Below are 15,873 nucleotides of genomic sequence, written 5' to 3'. Positions count from 1 at the left end.
AGGAAACGGGGGATCTGCCGCTATGAAGAGGCTTGCTGCTTTGCTGATTGTGCTGTGCATGCTCCTGTCTGCCGCGGGTGCCACAGCCGGAAATGAGCAGGTGCAGGGAGAAATAGTCATCTATTCCTCCATGTACCAGTTTGTGCTGGATATGCTGGATGAAGCGCTCCGGGAGGAATTCCCTAACCTGAAACCCGGGAATAACGGCAGCTTCTTTGTTTACGGCGGTACCAGCCGGCTGATCAACCAGATTTACGGGGAAATGGAAGACGGCGTGCTTGGCTGTGATATGCTGCTGGTGGCGGAGCCTGCCCTGAGCCTGGAACTGAAGGACGCGGAGTACCTGGAACCGGTTGAGGTTCGGGACGCCGCCTCGCTGCTCCGCTTTCCCTATGATGAGGAAGGATACTGGTATCCTGTCCGTGTCTGTAATATGGTCCTGGCATATAACCCGGAGCTGGAGACCCGGTGGGCGGAGAAGGGCGTAACGGTTCCGAAAACCTTTAAGGATTTCGCGTCAGACCGCAGCCTGAAGGGCGTTATTGCCATGGGAGATCCGCTGAGCAGCGGTACCACCTTTGCCGCGGTAGCTTCCCTGACCCAGTCCGGCCACTACGGGCGCCAGTACCTGAAGGGCCTGGCGGCCAACGAGATACAGATCATCTCAGGCGCTGATTCCATCGCGAAGATTCGCAGCGGGGAAATTGCCGCCGCCATGATCCTGGAAGAGTCCGTGCTGAAGGCCCTGAAGGACGCGGAAGACCAGGGCGTGCCCCTGACGAACCTGGCCTGCATCTATCCGGAGGACGGGGTGATCCTGATCCCCTCCACCGTGATGACGGTATCCGACGCCCACAGCAAAAACGCCAATGCGGAAGCCTGCAAAGCGGTGGAACAGTGGTTCCTCAGCGAACCGGCCCAGAAGCTGATCCTGAACGGCTATATGCATTCCGTTTTTGCGAATATGAACCAGATCCCTTACGGCTCTGTGGATACCGAAGAGCTGATCGCGAAGGATATGGGCGTCAACTGGGAAAATGTTTACCACAGCCGGGAAGAAATCAATCTTGCCTGGATGGATATTGTTGCCAACCGGCTGAACTGAGTTTTGACCGGGTGATCAGCATAAAAAAATGATCCTGTTTCAGGCATTATAATTTATACGTTTTTGAGCATCCGGGGTCACCCGGATGCTCAAAAAATACCGATTCAGTACCAAGGAAGGTCTTGCCTTTTTTCACAAGATGGAGTAGACTCTCTTCCAGAAGTGTGCCAGATATGGGTGAATCCGATTCGAAAGAGAGAGGGATTGTTTCATGCGGGAAAATGAGCCTCAGAATACGGCAGAAGCCATAAAAAAACCCCGGGAGACGGATCATCCCTGGGTGGATCTGCCCGTAGAAGATGACTCCCTGGGCGAATCAGTTCGTTACAGTCTGGATGAGATTCGGTACGCCTGATCTCAGGCTTCGGAATCGTCATCGTTGGTCTGCTTGATGCCGGTGACGGCACTGACGGCGGAGACCACGCAGATAATGACGGCGATAATCGCCACGAAAAGAACTACGCTGATTGCAACAATCGTTCCGGTTTCCATAAACAGAGCGCTCCTCTTCCATAAACTGAATGAATTATATCACGAACCGCCCCGGGGTACAATCCCGGAGCGGTTCGTTCTGTCTTTGGGTTTTAGTCCAGCTCTTCCGCTGTCTCCACCTTTTTCGGCGCGCCCATCCGCTTCCACTTGCCGGACAGCAGGTAAGCCGTACCGATCAGGAAGGGAACCAGGCCGGAAAGGGCGTTGCCGTACCAGAAACCCCGGATGCCCCAGGCGAAGGTGACGCCCAGCAGAAGGCTCAGGCCGATGCGGGTGAAGATGCCGTCCAGCAGGGCAACCGCCAGGTTCAGCTTGGAATTGCCGGATCCGTTGATCAGGGCAAAGTTCGGCGGCCGCAGGACGCAGCCCAGATACTGGATCATGGCGATGGGAATGTAGGTGATGGCCATGGCCAGCACCTCCGGATCCTGGGAGAACAGGCCGAAAAGCCATTCCGGTTTGAACAGGGTGATTACAGCGAAGACGGCGGCCGGAATCGCGACGATCCACATAGCATGGCCGACCACCTTCGGCACCCGTTCCGTCTTTCCGGCACCCAGCGCCTGGGAGACCATCGCGCCGCCGGCGGAGGAAATGGCCTGGCTGACCACACCGATCATGTTCTCCAGCTTTCGGGCAACGCCGGTAACCGCCACGGCTACCGTGCCGTAGGTGTTGATATAGGAATTGACGAACAGCATGGAGAAGGTGATGGCAGCGCTCTGGATGACCATGGGGATGCCCAGGCTCAGCAGCTGATTGATCACGTTTTTATAGATCCGGAAATGCCGGGGCTTGAAATCAAAATGGATCTGCTCCCGGTTTTTGTACAGCAGCCGCAGGGCAAAGAGGAAGCTGACGGCCTGGCCGATGACCGTGGCCAGGGCGGCGCCCAGCGGACCCATGCCCAGGGGGCCGACGAACAGGATGTCCAGGACGACGTTGATGACGGAGGCAATTGCGATAAAGATGAAGGGATGCTTGGAATCACCCATACCGCGGAGGATGGCGCTAACCAGGTTGTAGCCGTAGATGAAGACTACGCCCCACACGCAGGTAATGCAGTACTGGCGGGTGTATTCCCAGATATCTTCCGGTGTGTTCAGCCAGTTGATGATTTCCTTGTAGGTAAACAGGAAGATCACCATGATGATCACGGCCAGGCCTTCCAGCAGGGTGAACAGGGTGCCCACCATCTCGCCCACCAGGTCATGGCGTTTCGCACCCACGTAGCGGGAAATCAGGATCTGCCCCGCATTGGAAAAGCCCATGGCCACGAAGGTGATCAGCATCAGCACCTCGCCGCCGATGGATACGGCGGACAGACCCTGTGTGCCGACAAAGTTGCCGACTACGATCATGTCCACCATGTTGTAGACCATCTGCAGCAGGCCGGAAAGGAAAAGCGGCATCGAGAACGTCAGCAGCGTTTTCGGTACGCTTCCTGTCGTCAGATCCCGGATCAGTGCGTTCTTTTTCTCCATCTCAAACCCCGTAAAACTCAAAATTCAACACCTTTCACTATATCACATTTTGACCGGAAAGACAGTCACCAAAAACATACTTCACGGGGACAAAAGTAATTCATAATTCACAATTCATAATTCATAATGAAATACTTTTTTGCATCATTTCGGATAATGTTGTCTTCCGGGAAGAGCGTCTGGTTGACAGTAACGCGATGGCTGACAGCATATAGGAAACGCTGATTAATTCCCTCACCCATCTGCCAGTGCCTTTTTTACCGTTATCTTCGCACAGATTTCTCGATTTAGCCCCACTAAACCTTCGAAATCTGCACTGGATTTCGTCAAAAAATCCATCTGGCATCTGACGGACTCATTTAATCAGTGTTTCCATAATTGTGAATTATGAATTATGAATTGTGAATTGCAAAAACGATGTATTTCATTGTTTTTGCGCTGTATTTGTTACAAACCCCTTGACACCTTATTTTCAGCGTGCTACACTTCAGGCAATTTCATACAAGGCTGTGACGAAGACGGAACAGCAGGAAGCCCCACAGAGAGCCGGGTATGGTGTGAACCGGCGGGCCGAAGCTTCATCCCATCGCTTCCGAGCCGGAGATCCGAAAGGTTGATCCCAGTAGGCGTCTCCCGTGACTGCTGCGTAAAGGCATAGGACATGATAGTGTCTGAAGTGGTGTGCAAAGGCGCACAATTTGAGTGGTACCGCGAGCCAACATGGCCCGTCTCAAAAATGAGACGGGCCATTTATTTATTCCCGGCCATCCGATTCAGGCATTCTGCTGTATGAAAGACCAGGACTTACATACTTTGCATTGTAAAGAGAGGAGCGTTTCCAGATGACAACCCGGACTGACCTGAGCCAATTGAGTGCGGTTGCTTCCCGTATCCGTGAAATGCGGGAGATCATGGGCTGGACCCCTGAGGAAATGGCGGAAAAGACGGAGGTAACCGTTGCGGAATACCTCGATTACGAAGCCGGCCAGACCGATATGCCCTTTACTTTCATCTACAAGTCCGCCCAGGCTTTCAATATGGAGCTGACGGAACTGCTGGAAGGCCACAACGCTTTCCTGTCCACCTACACGGTGACTCGCCGCGGCAAGGGCGAGACCACCGCGAAGGAAGAGGGCATTGCCATTTCGAACCTGGCGCCGAAATTCCGGGACAAGGTGGCTGAGCCCTACTGGGTCCGCTACGAATATTCCGAAAAGCAGCAGAATGAGCCGATTCATACGACCACCCATAAGGGACAGGAATTCGATCTGGTGCTTTCCGGAAGCCTGAAGGTCCAGGTCGGCGACCATACCGAGATCCTGGAGGAAGGCGACAGCATCTATTACAACTCCTCCCTGCCGCACGGCATGATCGCCGTGAACGGGAAGGACTGCGTCTTCCTGGCGATGATCCTTCCGGTTGAAGGACAGCAGAGCGGCGCTGATTTCGCGGCCGTACCCAAGGCTGCCCGGTATGAGGGTCACCTGGTTGCCGAGAAGTTTATTGACGCGAAGGAGGATGAGCAGGGAAGGCTCACTTCCATCAGCTTCCCGAATCATGAAACCTTCAACTTCGGTTTTGATATCGTGGACGAGATCGCCCGCAAGTATCCGGATAAGCTGGCCATGCTCTATGTGGACAAGCATCATGAGGAGCGCCGCTTTACCTTCAAGGATATCAAGGACGCCTCCAACCAGTGCGCCAACTATTTCACCTCCCTGGGAATCAAGCGGGGCGACCGGGTCATGCTGGTGCTTAAGAGGCACTATCAGTTCTGGTTCTCCATGGTGGCCCTGCACAAGCTGGGCGCTATCGCGATCCCCGCAACCAACCAGCTGAAGGAGCATGACTTTGAGTACCGCTTCAACGCTGCCGGCGTCAAGGCCCTGATCTGCACGGCTGACGGGGACACCGCTGAAATTGCCGAGCGGGCCGCCGCCAAGTGCCCCAGCGTGGAAACCCTGATCATGGTCAACGGTTCCCGGGAGGGCTGGCATGACCTGAATGCGGAATACCCGCTCTTCACCCGCCGCTACCGCCGTCCGGAAGGCGCCTCCTGCGGCAACGAGCCGGCGCTCATGTTCTTCACTTCCGGCACCACCGGCAATCCGAAGATGGCTCAGCACCGGCACACCTACGCCCTGGGACATTACGTCACGGCGAAGTACTGGCACTGCTGCGAGCGGGACGGTCTCCACTTCACCATCTCCGACACCGGCTGGGGCAAATCCCTCTGGGGCAAGCTTTACGGCCAGTGGCTGTGCGAGGGCGCGGTCTTCGTCTATGACTTCGATAAGTTCGACGCGGCGGATATCCTGCCCATGTTCAAGAAATACAACATCACGACCTTCTGCGCACCGCCCACCATGCTCCGGATGTTCATCAAGGTGGACCTGGCCAATTACGACCTCAGCTCCATTCACCATATGACCACCGCCGGCGAAGCCCTCAACCCCGAGGTCTACCGCCAGTTCGAGAAGGCCACGGGCCTGCAGATCATGGAGGGCTTCGGCCAGACGGAGACCACGCTGACCATCGGCAACCTGGCCGGTACCGTGCCGAAGATCGGTTCTATGGGTAAGGCCAATCCCCAGTACGACGTGGATATCGTGGATCCGGACGGCAATTCCGTTGCAAGCGGTGAAGTGGGCGAGATTGTTATCCATACCGACAGGAATGTTCCCTGCGGTCTCTACCGGGAGTATTACCTGGACGAGGAAAAGACGAAGGAAGCCTGGCACGACGGCATGTACCACACCGGCGACACAGCCTGGCGGGATGAGGACGGCTACTTCTGGTATGTTTCCCGGATTGACGACGTTATCAAATCCTCCGGCTACCGTATCGGGCCGTTCGAGATCGAATCCGTCATCATGGAACTGCCCTATGTGCTGGAGTGCGGCGTTTCCGCCGAACCGGATGAGGTGCGCGGCCAGATCGTCAAGGCGTCCATTGTCCTGACCAAGGGCACCGAAGGAACCGAAGAGCTCAAAAAGGAAATCCAGCAGTATGTCAAAGAGCATACCGCGCCTTACAAATATCCCCGCAAGATTGTCTTCCGGGACGAACTGCCCAAGACGATCTCCGGCAAGATCCAGCGCAACCTGCTGTAATCTCCGGAACAGAAACGGAAAAGGACCGGTCCATTCGGACCGGCCCTTTTCATTTTATGCCTTTCAGCAGGCTTTATTCATCTGCATGGTCTGTTCCACAAACTCATCCATCGGCACGGGCTGGGAGAAGTAATATCCCTGCAGGTAGTCGCAGCTGATATCCTTCATGGCGCCGGCCATTTCCTCTGTTTCGATGCCCTCGGCGGTAATGCTCAGGTTCATCCGCTTGAAGCCTTCCACCAGGGCGGGGAGCAGCATGTCTTTTTCCTTGCAGTAGTTCCACACGACTTCCATGTCGATTTTGATATTGGTGAAGGGGTACTGGCGAACCCTGGAGAGGTTGGAATAACCGCTTCCGTAATCATCCAGGGAGAACTCAAACCCGTTGTCGTGCAGGCCGGTGATCTGGTCCCGCAGAAGGGAGAAGTCGATCATGCTCTGTTCCGTAATCTCCAGGTGGATCATTTTTTCATCCACATGATATTCCTTCAGGATTTCCGCAAAGCGGGAAGGAACGTCCCGGCTCATGAACTGCACAGGGCTCAGGTTGACGTTGATCCACTGGACGCCCAGGGCTTCCATGTCATGATCCCGGATAAACCGGCAGACCTTGGCAAGCACCTGCTCGCCCAGCCGTACGATATAGCCTTCCTGTTCTGCCATGGAGATGAACAGGTCCGGCCGGATCAGGTTGCCGTTGTCATCCCGCAGCCGGACCAGCGCTTCCGCCGCGATCCGTTTTCCGGTTTTGCTGTCCATCAGCGGCTGGAGGAACACTTCCAGTTCGTCCCTGTCCAGGGATTTTTCCAGGCACCGGCGGATCTCCAGCTTCTGGTTGATCTCATCGATGGAATCCATCAGGGAACGGCTGGTATCCGGTTCGGCCACACGGCTCAGCTCATCCAGGGAAATCATCAAGGTATTGACCAGCCGGTCGGAGGGACAGTTCATCAGGTCCATATCCGCTTCCACAAAAGAGATGCCCAGCCGCAGTTCGCCGGCTCCGGTTTTCCAGGAACCGGTAAAGCGTTCGCTGAGCGTCTTGCGCAGTTCCGCCAGGTCGGGTTCGTTCTGCCCCACCATGGCGTAGGAACCGCCCCGCAGATAGAAACTGCAAAGGTGTGGGAAGGTTTCCAGCAGGTATTTGTTGATGCCGATCAGGGCGTCATCCATCTGCTTTCCGCCGAAGATCTCCCGATGTTCATTATAATTCTGGATGGTAAAGCCCAGCACCCGGCAGGGTTTCTTCCGCTGCCAGCATTCAGCCAGCAGGGCATGGAAGGCCGGAAGGTTATAAACATATCCCCGTTCGGACAGATAAAGATCCGGATTCAGGAAGGAAATGAAAATCACCACGATGGCCATCAGGCAGAAGGTGTTCATTACAATAATATTCGGCAGCAGGAAACGGGCGACAATACCGGCCTTCAGGATTACCTGGATGGCCAGCAGGCTGATGATTTCATGCGCGCTCAGTTCCTTCAGGTGCCGGAGAATACCGATGGTGGCAAAAGTCAGGTAACAGCAGTCACAGGCGAAGATCGTCCAGTAAAGCGGACCCTGGTGGAATCCGTCTTCAATCCGGAACAGCCAGTGGGTCCACGGAGTGGACAGTGCAATCAGGACGCAGGGAACATATACAATTGGAGAAAAGATGCGCAGCCGTGACCAGATCAGGGACTTGGAATCAAGCACGCTGATTGTGAACACAAAGAACATATAGGAACGAACATATACAAAAATGAAATACAGCACATTGACAACCCAGAGTAATGCGGTGGCATGCTCCGGCCAGGTTTCGTTCAGGCGGAAGGAGGCAACCTCAAGGATTTCCGTGCAGATATCAATGACCAGGATAGCCAGGAAAGCACGGTTCAGGCGGATTGGCAGCCTGGGACGGAAGAAGTAGTAACCCATGATGACCAGCAGGATCAACATGCTTGGGACGGTAAAGCTGTAGTTCATTTTTCTGGTTGCTGTCCTTTCCCCACGGGGGGAACCTTTCTGAGCAAATTGTAAAAACGTATCTTACCGGGGGAGTGTCATTCTGTGCGTTTGTCACATTGAACACTTGATTTGACCGGACAAATATAGCATAAGTTACATGGCTTGTAAAGGATTTTTTGTGTATGTCGCTTAAGACCTGAAGTCTGCTGTTTTCCATACATTTCAGCGGTTGTGATCGGTTACATCAAATTGGATATATGGATTTTCACCCTATATAGTTGTATGATTTTCAAAGTTGTCCTGCCAATTTTTCCATTTGCCATTTGGAACGTTTTACAATATAATAATCATGCATACCTATCCCCATACGGGAGTATGCATTACATTTTCGTCCTGGAAGGGGACCGTTTCATGCACCGTAAGATGACTGAACAGGAAATCATCAGTTCGTTTGATGAGGCTATTGAAAATGGCCAGATTTATCTGGTATATCAGCCTAAATACAATCATTCAACGGGCCGTCTGATCGGAGCGGAAGCTCTCATGCGCTGGCGGCATCCGGAACTCGGGGAACAACTCCCGGACGATTTCATCCCGATTATGGAGAATTACGGTCTCATCCATCGGGCTGATTTGTTTGCCTTTGAAGAAATCTGCCGTTTCCATAACAGCTGCCCGAATTATATGCTGCCCATTTCCTTCAACATTTCCCGTCATGACCTTTTCGGCCATGACTATGTGAATGAGATTGAAGCAATCCGCAGAAGGTACGACGTCCCCGTGCATTATTTCCGCGCGGAGATTACCGAGTCTTCCGCTATCGGCGGCTTTGACCTGATTTCCAATGCTGTGAAGCAGTTCCACGAAAAGGGATACCTGGTGGAGATGGATGATTTCGGAAGCGGATATTCTTCCCTGAGCATCCTCAAGAACCTGCCCGTGGATTTCCTGAAGCTGGACCTGCGCTTCCTGGCCGGGGAAGGCCTGGGCGGCCGCGGCGGCGTGATTGTTAACGCGGTGGTACAGATGGCCAAGTGGCTGAACACCCCGACCCTGGCGGAAGGTGTGGAAACCATTGAGCAGGCCGACTTCCTCAAGAGCATTGGCTGCAATTACGTACAGGGGTACCTGTATTCCAAGCCGATTTCCAAGGAAGACTTCATGATGCTGCTGCTGGCGCATGATATTGAGCCCACGAAGCCCTCCCTGCTGCTGATCAAGGCGATGGAAGCGGAGCGCTTCTGGGATCCGGATTCCCTGGAAACCCTGATCTTCAACAACTACGTTGGCGCCGCCGCCATTTTCTCCTATGAAAAGGGCCAGGTGGATATGCTGCGGGTAAACTCCAAGTACGTCAAGGAATCCGGCATGAACATGACAGAACAGGATATCCTGTCTGCTGATTTCTGGGAACCCTTCTCTCCGGAAAACCGGGAGATTTACGAAAAGACCATCCGCAAGGCTATTCAGACCGGCATGGAAGAAACCTGCGAAACCTGGCGCACTTATCAATCCAAGTGCTGCGGTGTGGAGCGGGTCTGTGTCCGCAGCGGCCTGCGTGTGATTGGCCGGGGCGGTGATCAGTCGATCATCTATGCCATCGTCCAGAACATCACAGAAGAGAAGAAGAACATCCAGGAAATGGTGGACAGTGACAAACGTCTCCGTGCCGCTTTCGAACAGGCAAACATATATGCCTGGGAGTACAGCATTGACACCCATGAAATGCGTCCCTGCTTCCGCTGCATGCGGGATCTGGGCCTGCCGCCTGTTGTAAAGAATTATCCGGAACCCGTGATCGAAAGCGGCCTGTTCCCGCCGGATTACGCGGATATGTACCGTGAATGGCACAGAAAGCTGGAGGACGGTGTCGGAGAGCTGGAAGCGATCATCCCGCTGACGGTCGGCCGCATTCCCTTCCATGTGAGATATACCACCGAGTTTGATGAGACCGGCCATCCGCTGAAGGCTTACGGCTCCGCCACGCTCGTGGTGGACTCCGACAAGAAGGATGACTCCGCCAAATAATCCAACATTCAAAGAGGGCTCAGCCCTCTTTTTTCTTTCCCCGAAGATCTTCATCGTAAAACAAAAATATTTTTAAGTTTTAAGTTTTAAGTTATTGAGGAGGCATCCGTGCTTTAAACAGATCTGTCAGCACTTTAGTGCTGGTAACAGATCGTCCATGCAGGTGTCAGCGCTTTAGCGCTGGTAACACCGAGCCATCCACGGCGAATACCTATCCGCAAGCTCAATGGTCGTGACTCCCCACTGGGGAGCTCACTCCCTTTCGCTTGACCTCAGCTCTGACAAAATATCTGCCACTGGCAGTTGTCAGAGCTTCGCCCATGCTACAGCCGTCCATTTATGCGAGACATAGGCGATGCAGAAATGGAATACGGCGATCGCAAAGTATTAATTTTTGGTATACTATTTATAGTATGATACAGGGAGAGTGGTTCCCGTGAAAAAACCTCTGACCTCAATATTACTTCTTCTCCTTATCGTTATATTCAATTTTGCTTTTGCGGAGGTGCCTATGGAAGAAATTATTATCCAGAGTCCCAACGGAAACGTCTTTGGTGTGCTTCAGCTGCCGGAAGGAAAGACCCCGGCCCCGCTGATTATCCTTTCCCACGGATTCGGGGGAAATCATACCCTGGATATGGACAGCGCGGCTCATTTCGTTTCTGCAGGCTTTGCGACCTACAACCTGGATTTCTGCGGCGGCGGGTTCAACTCGAAGAGCAGCGGAACCATGCTGGATATGTCCGTGCTGACGGAAGCGGCGGATCTGAACGCGGTCATCGATCACTTTCGGAATGACGGGAGAATCTCGGATATATATCTGTGGGGAGCCAGCCAGGGCGGCTTTGTTTCAGCTTACGTATCCTCCCGGCGCCCGGAGGATATCAAAGCGGTGGTGCTGGAGTTCCCGGCCATTGTGCTGCAGGACGATTCGGAAAAACGGAGACTGCCGGACGGCACTTTCCCGGAGGTCAGCAGCATCATGGGGGCAAAGATCAGCCGGAAGTATGACGAGGATGCCACTTCCTTTGACCTGTATGATCTGCTGCCCGCCTACACCGGCCCGGTGCTGATCCTTCACGGGGATAAGGATCCCATTGTACCGCTCCGTTATTCGGAGAAAGCGCAGAAGACCTATGCGGATGCCCGGCTGATCGTTTATCCGGGACAGGGACACGGCTTCACGGGCGCGTCCAAGCAGGATGCTATGGCCCAGGAAACTGCGTTCTTCCTGGAACACTGAAATCTGCCCGCGGCGGAAAAATAAGAGGCCTTATTTGTCGCTTCCCGTCCTGTTTTATCCCAAGACCGTATGATATGCTTTCCTCACGGTGAAGGAATCACCGATATGTACGGAAGGAGGGCATTGAGAATGTTCGGCATGGATAGGAACAGAAGTGTAGGCCTGATCATCGGCGTTGCCGCACTGGTTCTCCTGGCGGCAAGAGGTGCCCGCGGACTGCTGTACTGCGTCTCAAGAGCAAGCGGACTTTTCATCCTGATTGCGGTCGCGGCCCTGGCCTACGGATTCATCCGGAAGGATGGATAAGGAACAGCCGTAATATCGGAACCGGCTGAAAGGTTGATATATCCGGCGTCGGAAAATGCTCCGGCGCCGGTTTCTTTTGTCCTTTTTCCGGTCTTGAATTGCCCGCAGCCCGCGCTTTTTGTATAATGAATCCGCATACGGGGAGGGATCAAAAAATGAATGAAGACAAAAAACGGTTTATTGAGCTCCTGGCGGAGTCCGGCGCGGTGCAGTTCGGTGATTTCACGGCGAAAAGCGGCCGGAAAACGCCCTATTTCATCAATACCGGAAAGCTGACGTACGGGGACCAGTTAGACCTGGTCGGGAAAATGTACGCGCAGACTTATGTGGAAAACATCGGCAGGGAAAGCTGCCTGCTGTTCGGCCCGGCCTATAAGGGGATTACCCTGGTGGCAGTAACAGCGGCAGCGCTGTACAGCCGGTACGGCGTACGGGTGCCTGTCTGCTTTAACCGGAAGGAAAAGAAAGACCACGGGGAAGGCGGCGCTATTGTCGGAAAGATCCCGGGAAAGGATGACCGGATTGTCATCGTGGAGGACGTGATCACTGCCGGAACTGCCATCCGGGAGTCCATGGAACGGCTGAAGATTCTGGACTTGGGCAGGGTCGAGTCGATCATCATCGCTGTGGACAGGATGGAAAAGGGCAGGGGAGAGCAGTCTGCGCTGGCGGAACTGGAACTGGAGTTCGGCGTGAAGGTTTGCCCCATCGTTACCATCCGGGAGGTGGTCTCTTACCTGCACAACCGGGAAATCGGCGGAAAGGTGTATATTGATGACGCCCTGTACGCCCGGGTGCTGGAATACCAGAAGATTTACGGGGTAAACAGCGGTGACTGAACATCATATCCTGATCAACGGTATAGAGGTGGCTGCCCGTTACAGTGACCGGGCGGTGAACGGGATCTTCGTGCCGCTGCTGGAAAAGCTGACAGCCATACAGCGCACGGCGGGAAGACGGATCCTGGTGCTGCTTGCGGCACCGCCCGGAGCGGGCAAGAGTACGCTGGCCAGTTTCCTGGAGCGGCTCTCCCGGGAGCGGGCCGGACTGTGCCCCGTGCAGGCTGTCGGCATGGATGGATTCCATAGGCGGCAGGAATACCTGCTGAGTCATACGACGGAGCGGGACGGGAAAACGATCCGTATGGTGGAGATCAAGGGCGCTCCCGTGACCTTTGACTTGCAGAAGCTGCTTGCCGCGGTGCGGAGGGTCGCAGCCGGGGAAGTCTGCGGCTGGCCGGTCTATGACCGGCTGCTCCATAACCCGGTGGAAGATGCCCTGACGGTGGACGGGGATATTGTGCTGCTGGAGGGCAATTACCTGCTGCTGGACGAGGAAGGCTGGCGGGACCTGGCCGCGTATGCGGATTACACGGTATCCGTCAGCGCGGGGGAGGAACTCCTGCGGGACCGGCTGATTGACCGGAAGCTCCATACCGGCGTGGCGGAGGATGCCGCAGTCCGGTTTGTGGACTACAGCGATATGCCCAACGTCCGGCTGTGCCTGGCCAGATCGGCCCCGGCGGATCTGCAGCTCCGGCTGGATGATCTCGGGGATTACCGGGCGGAAGAAAAGTAAAGGAAAACGCGGCGTCAGATGACGCCGCGTTTATGATTGGCAGGGAATTTTATTCTTCCGGAGTGGAAGCGTGTGCCTGTTTCCGATACTGGCCGGGGGTAATCCCGGTCTGCTGCTTGAAGAAGCGGATAAAGGAAGACACATTGGGCATGCCCACCCGGGCGCCCACAATCTGCACAGGTTCATCAGTCTGCGACAACAGCCGGCAGGCTTCTTTTTTGCGCTGTGCCTGCACATATTCCAGAACACCCTGTCCCGCGCAGCTTTTGAAATAGTGAGACAGGTTGGAGGGCGTCAGGCTGAAGCGGTCCGCCATGGCCTGCAGGGAGAAGATTTCGTCAAAGCAGTTTTCCTCTATGTAGGCCTTCATTTCCTGCAGGCGGTCATCGCCGCTGTCCGGCTGCAGGGTTTTCAGGGAGGCGCAGGTCTCATCCACAAACTGCTCCAGCAGTTCCACCAGTTCCGGTACCGTGTCAAAGGAGATCAGCTGCTCCAGCATCTCGGGCTGTACTGTGGGGGCGGGGGAGCCCTGCTTTCCGGTATAGAGGGTGCTTACGGTGGTGTTCACCACGTCGAAGCAGACCATCCGGACGAAGTTGAAGGAGACGGGTCCTTTCTGCAGGTTGTCCAGCAGGCGGTGCAGGAGGCGGGAAACATTTTCCGGATCCCGCTGCAGCAGGTACCACTGCAGCTGTTCCAGCTGCTCCCGGGGATAGTTCTGCAGGGAAGAGGCGGTATCCAGGTCGGAAGAGTATGTTACCAGGCAGCCGCTGCCACGTACCAGGCGGAATTGCAGCGCGCGGACGGCCTGGCTGTAAGCCGTGCCGATTTCCTGCGCGGGGCGGGGAAGGCTGAGACCGACGGAAACGGGTACGCCGCAGACGTCTTCCAGCCGGCCCTTCAGGCTGTAAAAGCTGTCTTCGGCCCTGTCATCCTCAGCGGCACCGGGGAAGAGGATGGCGAAACTGCCTTCACCCGGCAGGCTGGAGCAGAGCACCGCGTCCTGCCGTCCGAAGGACAGGGAGGCCATGAAGACGCCTGCTTCCTCCCGCAGGGCGGCAGCCCGGCTCCGGTCGCAGTCCAGCACGGCAACCCTGTATTGGTCGTTATCGGAAAGAGCCAGGCCGTTGCGGGCAAGATCTTCTTTCAGCCGGGGGCTGTATTCACCGGCAAGCAGCCTGCGCAGTCCGCTTTGCAGCAGGACGTCGCGGCTTTCTTCCAGCGCGAGGCGGCTGGACCGGCTTTCCTGGGCCAGGGCATCCAGCACGGCTTCCACCTGGCGCATCTCATCTGTACGGCCGGTGCGGGAATCGCCCGGCTGCGGCTCATGGCTGCTCAGGGCTTTTTCGGTCAGCCGCTTCAGGGGCTTGTAATGCAGGTTGGAAAGGAAATAGACAGTGGTGGCTCCCAGGATGGAAACCGCAACCAGCAGCAGGATCATCACCCGCCGCATATTGTACATCGGCGCTTCAATCACCCGGGCGGGGATCAGTACGGTATAGTCCCAGCCGACCAGCGAGGAGTGGGCGGAGGAGAGGAGGTACTTTTCTCCGCCGGCCTGGACAGATCCGTCGGCGGCCGGTTCTCCGGCCTGCAGGTATTCTTCCCGGGAAACCGGACCGATGCCCAGCAGCAGCGTACCGTCAGAATCGGTGATCTGGACGCTTCCGCCGTATTCCTCCGTGACCCGGCCGACGTTATTCCGGATCCGGGAGGAAGGAATCAGGTAGGCGGTGCGCAGCTTGGGAGTTCTCACATTGCCGGAGACAGAGATGAAGAGTGTGACATACTCCGCTTCCTGTCCGCCGTACTGGCGCACGGTATCCGCCGGCCAGGTGACGATGTTTTCAGGCCGGTCCACGGTGGCGTAGAAGTCTTCCAGTGTGTGGCCGGCATATACCAGCTGGTCGGAAAACAGCTTTTCCGGGCGGATCCGGGAGGAAGAGGTGAAGCAGTATTCTGTCCCGGACCGGTAGGTGATCAGGTAGTCCGGCAGGGAAGAGACGGAATGCAGGACGTTCAGGGTATCCACTGCTTTCCGGGCTGCCACCACGTCGCCTTCATTGGTCCGGAGATTCACTACGGCATTGTTCTGGATCATGAAGGAGATGTTGATCAGCTGTTCCAGCTGGGTATCCATGTTTTCCTGGATCTGGGTCAGCAGGCGGGTGTTGTTGTCGGCGATTTCCTGCTTATAGCGGTCCAGGAGGATGGAATTGAAGAGCGTAAAAAGAAGGACGATCGGCAGAAAAAGCACGAGCGCGTAGGAAAGAATATAGCGATAGAAGGTAATACTTTTGCTTTTCATTTGCCCGGCCGCCTTCTGTGTTGATGAAACTTTTCAGAACGTGTTCTGATGGAGGCATTATAACATTCCGGGGCCTTCCTGGACAATGGCGGGATAGGAAAAGCGGCGATGAATTGTCAGAATTGACGATTCAAAAAATGTATACTGAACTCTGCAAACAGGGTTGATTTCAAGAAATGAATATCATTTCAAAAAGTGAAGATTGACTATCTGGCATAAAACACATACGATTTTGACATCAAAAGAACCTGCTGAGGCAGAATGGCATA

At 55.0% G+C, this 15,873-nt stretch carries 12 protein-coding genes; 8 read left to right on the top strand and 4 right to left on the bottom strand.

Features of this window, described 5'->3' with window-relative positions:
• The first annotated feature begins 22 nt into the window (after nt 1-22).
• Together JYE49_RS11585 and JYE49_RS11580 are read left to right on the top strand one after the other, a co-directional pair.
• A complete protein-coding gene (locus tag JYE49_RS11585; protein ID WP_179217328.1) occupies nt 23-1,105 on the top strand; it encodes an extracellular solute-binding protein in 1,083 nt (360 codons plus the stop codon).
• Between the two features lie 211 nt (nt 1,106-1,316).
• Complete coding sequence (locus JYE49_RS11580; protein ID WP_179217329.1) at nt 1,317-1,460, top strand: hypothetical protein; 144 nt, start codon at nt 1,317-1,319, stop codon at nt 1,458-1,460.
• A 2-nt stretch (nt 1,461-1,462) separates the two neighbouring features.
• Here the strand turns inward: JYE49_RS11580 and JYE49_RS11575 are convergent, their stop codons facing one another.
• Nucleotides 1,463-1,597, bottom strand: coding sequence for a hypothetical protein (locus tag JYE49_RS11575; protein ID WP_283399385.1), 135 nt, complete (start codon nt 1,595-1,597; stop codon nt 1,463-1,465).
• 92 nt (nt 1,598-1,689) lie between these two features.
• Nucleotides 1,690-3,081 carry an MATE family efflux transporter gene (locus JYE49_RS11570; RefSeq protein WP_093957335.1) on the bottom strand — a complete coding sequence of 464 codons (1,392 nt, stop codon included), beginning with the start codon at nt 3,079-3,081 and terminating at the stop codon, nt 1,690-1,692.
• Nucleotides 3,082-3,923: 842 nt separating this feature from the next.
• Between JYE49_RS11570 and JYE49_RS11565 the strand changes: the two genes are divergently transcribed.
• Nucleotides 3,924-6,194, top strand: coding sequence for an AMP-binding protein (locus tag JYE49_RS11565; protein ID WP_093957336.1), 2,271 nt, complete (start codon nt 3,924-3,926; stop codon nt 6,192-6,194).
• Between the two features lie 63 nt (nt 6,195-6,257).
• Here JYE49_RS11565 and JYE49_RS11560 read toward each other — a convergent pair whose 3' ends face one another.
• Nucleotides 6,258-8,132 carry an EAL domain-containing protein gene (locus JYE49_RS11560; RefSeq protein ID WP_304582918.1) on the bottom strand — a complete coding sequence of 625 codons (1,875 nt, stop codon included), beginning with the start codon at nt 8,130-8,132 and terminating at the stop codon, nt 6,258-6,260.
• Between the two features lie 420 nt (nt 8,133-8,552).
• Here JYE49_RS11560 and JYE49_RS11555 point away from each other — a divergent pair, with 420 nt between their 5' ends.
• From JYE49_RS11555 to JYE49_RS11535, 5 genes are all read left to right on the top strand, one after another.
• Nucleotides 8,553-10,169 carry a sensor domain-containing phosphodiesterase gene (locus JYE49_RS11555; protein ID WP_283399386.1) on the top strand — a complete coding sequence of 539 codons (1,617 nt, stop codon included), beginning with the start codon at nt 8,553-8,555 and terminating at the stop codon, nt 10,167-10,169.
• A 511-nt stretch (nt 10,170-10,680) separates the two neighbouring features.
• Nucleotides 10,681-11,412, top strand: a complete 732-nt coding sequence (locus tag JYE49_RS11550) for an alpha/beta hydrolase family protein (RefSeq protein WP_093957339.1) — start codon at nt 10,681-10,683, stop codon at nt 11,410-11,412.
• Nucleotides 11,413-11,541: 129 nt separating this feature from the next.
• Entirely contained in the window at nt 11,542-11,718 is a 177-nt protein-coding gene (locus tag JYE49_RS11545; protein ID WP_283399387.1) for a hypothetical protein, read from the top strand.
• Nucleotides 11,719-11,873: 155 nt separating this feature from the next.
• A complete protein-coding gene (pyrE, locus tag JYE49_RS11540; protein ID WP_093957341.1) occupies nt 11,874-12,557 on the top strand; it encodes an orotate phosphoribosyltransferase in 684 nt (227 codons plus the stop codon).
• Nucleotides 12,550-13,296, top strand: coding sequence for a nucleoside/nucleotide kinase family protein (locus JYE49_RS11535; protein WP_093957342.1), 747 nt, complete (start codon nt 12,550-12,552; stop codon nt 13,294-13,296). Before pyrE ends, JYE49_RS11535 begins: the two co-directional genes overlap by 8 nt.
• 49 nt (nt 13,297-13,345) lie before the next feature.
• Here JYE49_RS11535 and JYE49_RS11530 read toward each other — a convergent pair whose 3' ends face one another.
• Nucleotides 13,346-15,604: a helix-turn-helix domain-containing protein gene (locus JYE49_RS11530; protein WP_093957343.1), complete on the bottom strand. Its 2,259-nt coding sequence runs from the start codon at nt 15,602-15,604 to the stop codon at nt 13,346-13,348.
• Nucleotides 15,605-15,873 lie beyond the last annotated feature (269 nt).

Source organism: Aristaeella hokkaidonensis (assembly GCF_018128945.1).
In the GTDB taxonomy this organism is placed as follows: domain Bacteria; phylum Bacillota; class Clostridia; order Christensenellales; family Aristaeellaceae; genus Aristaeella; species Aristaeella hokkaidonensis.
This window is presented reverse-complemented; position numbering and strand designations above follow the sequence as displayed.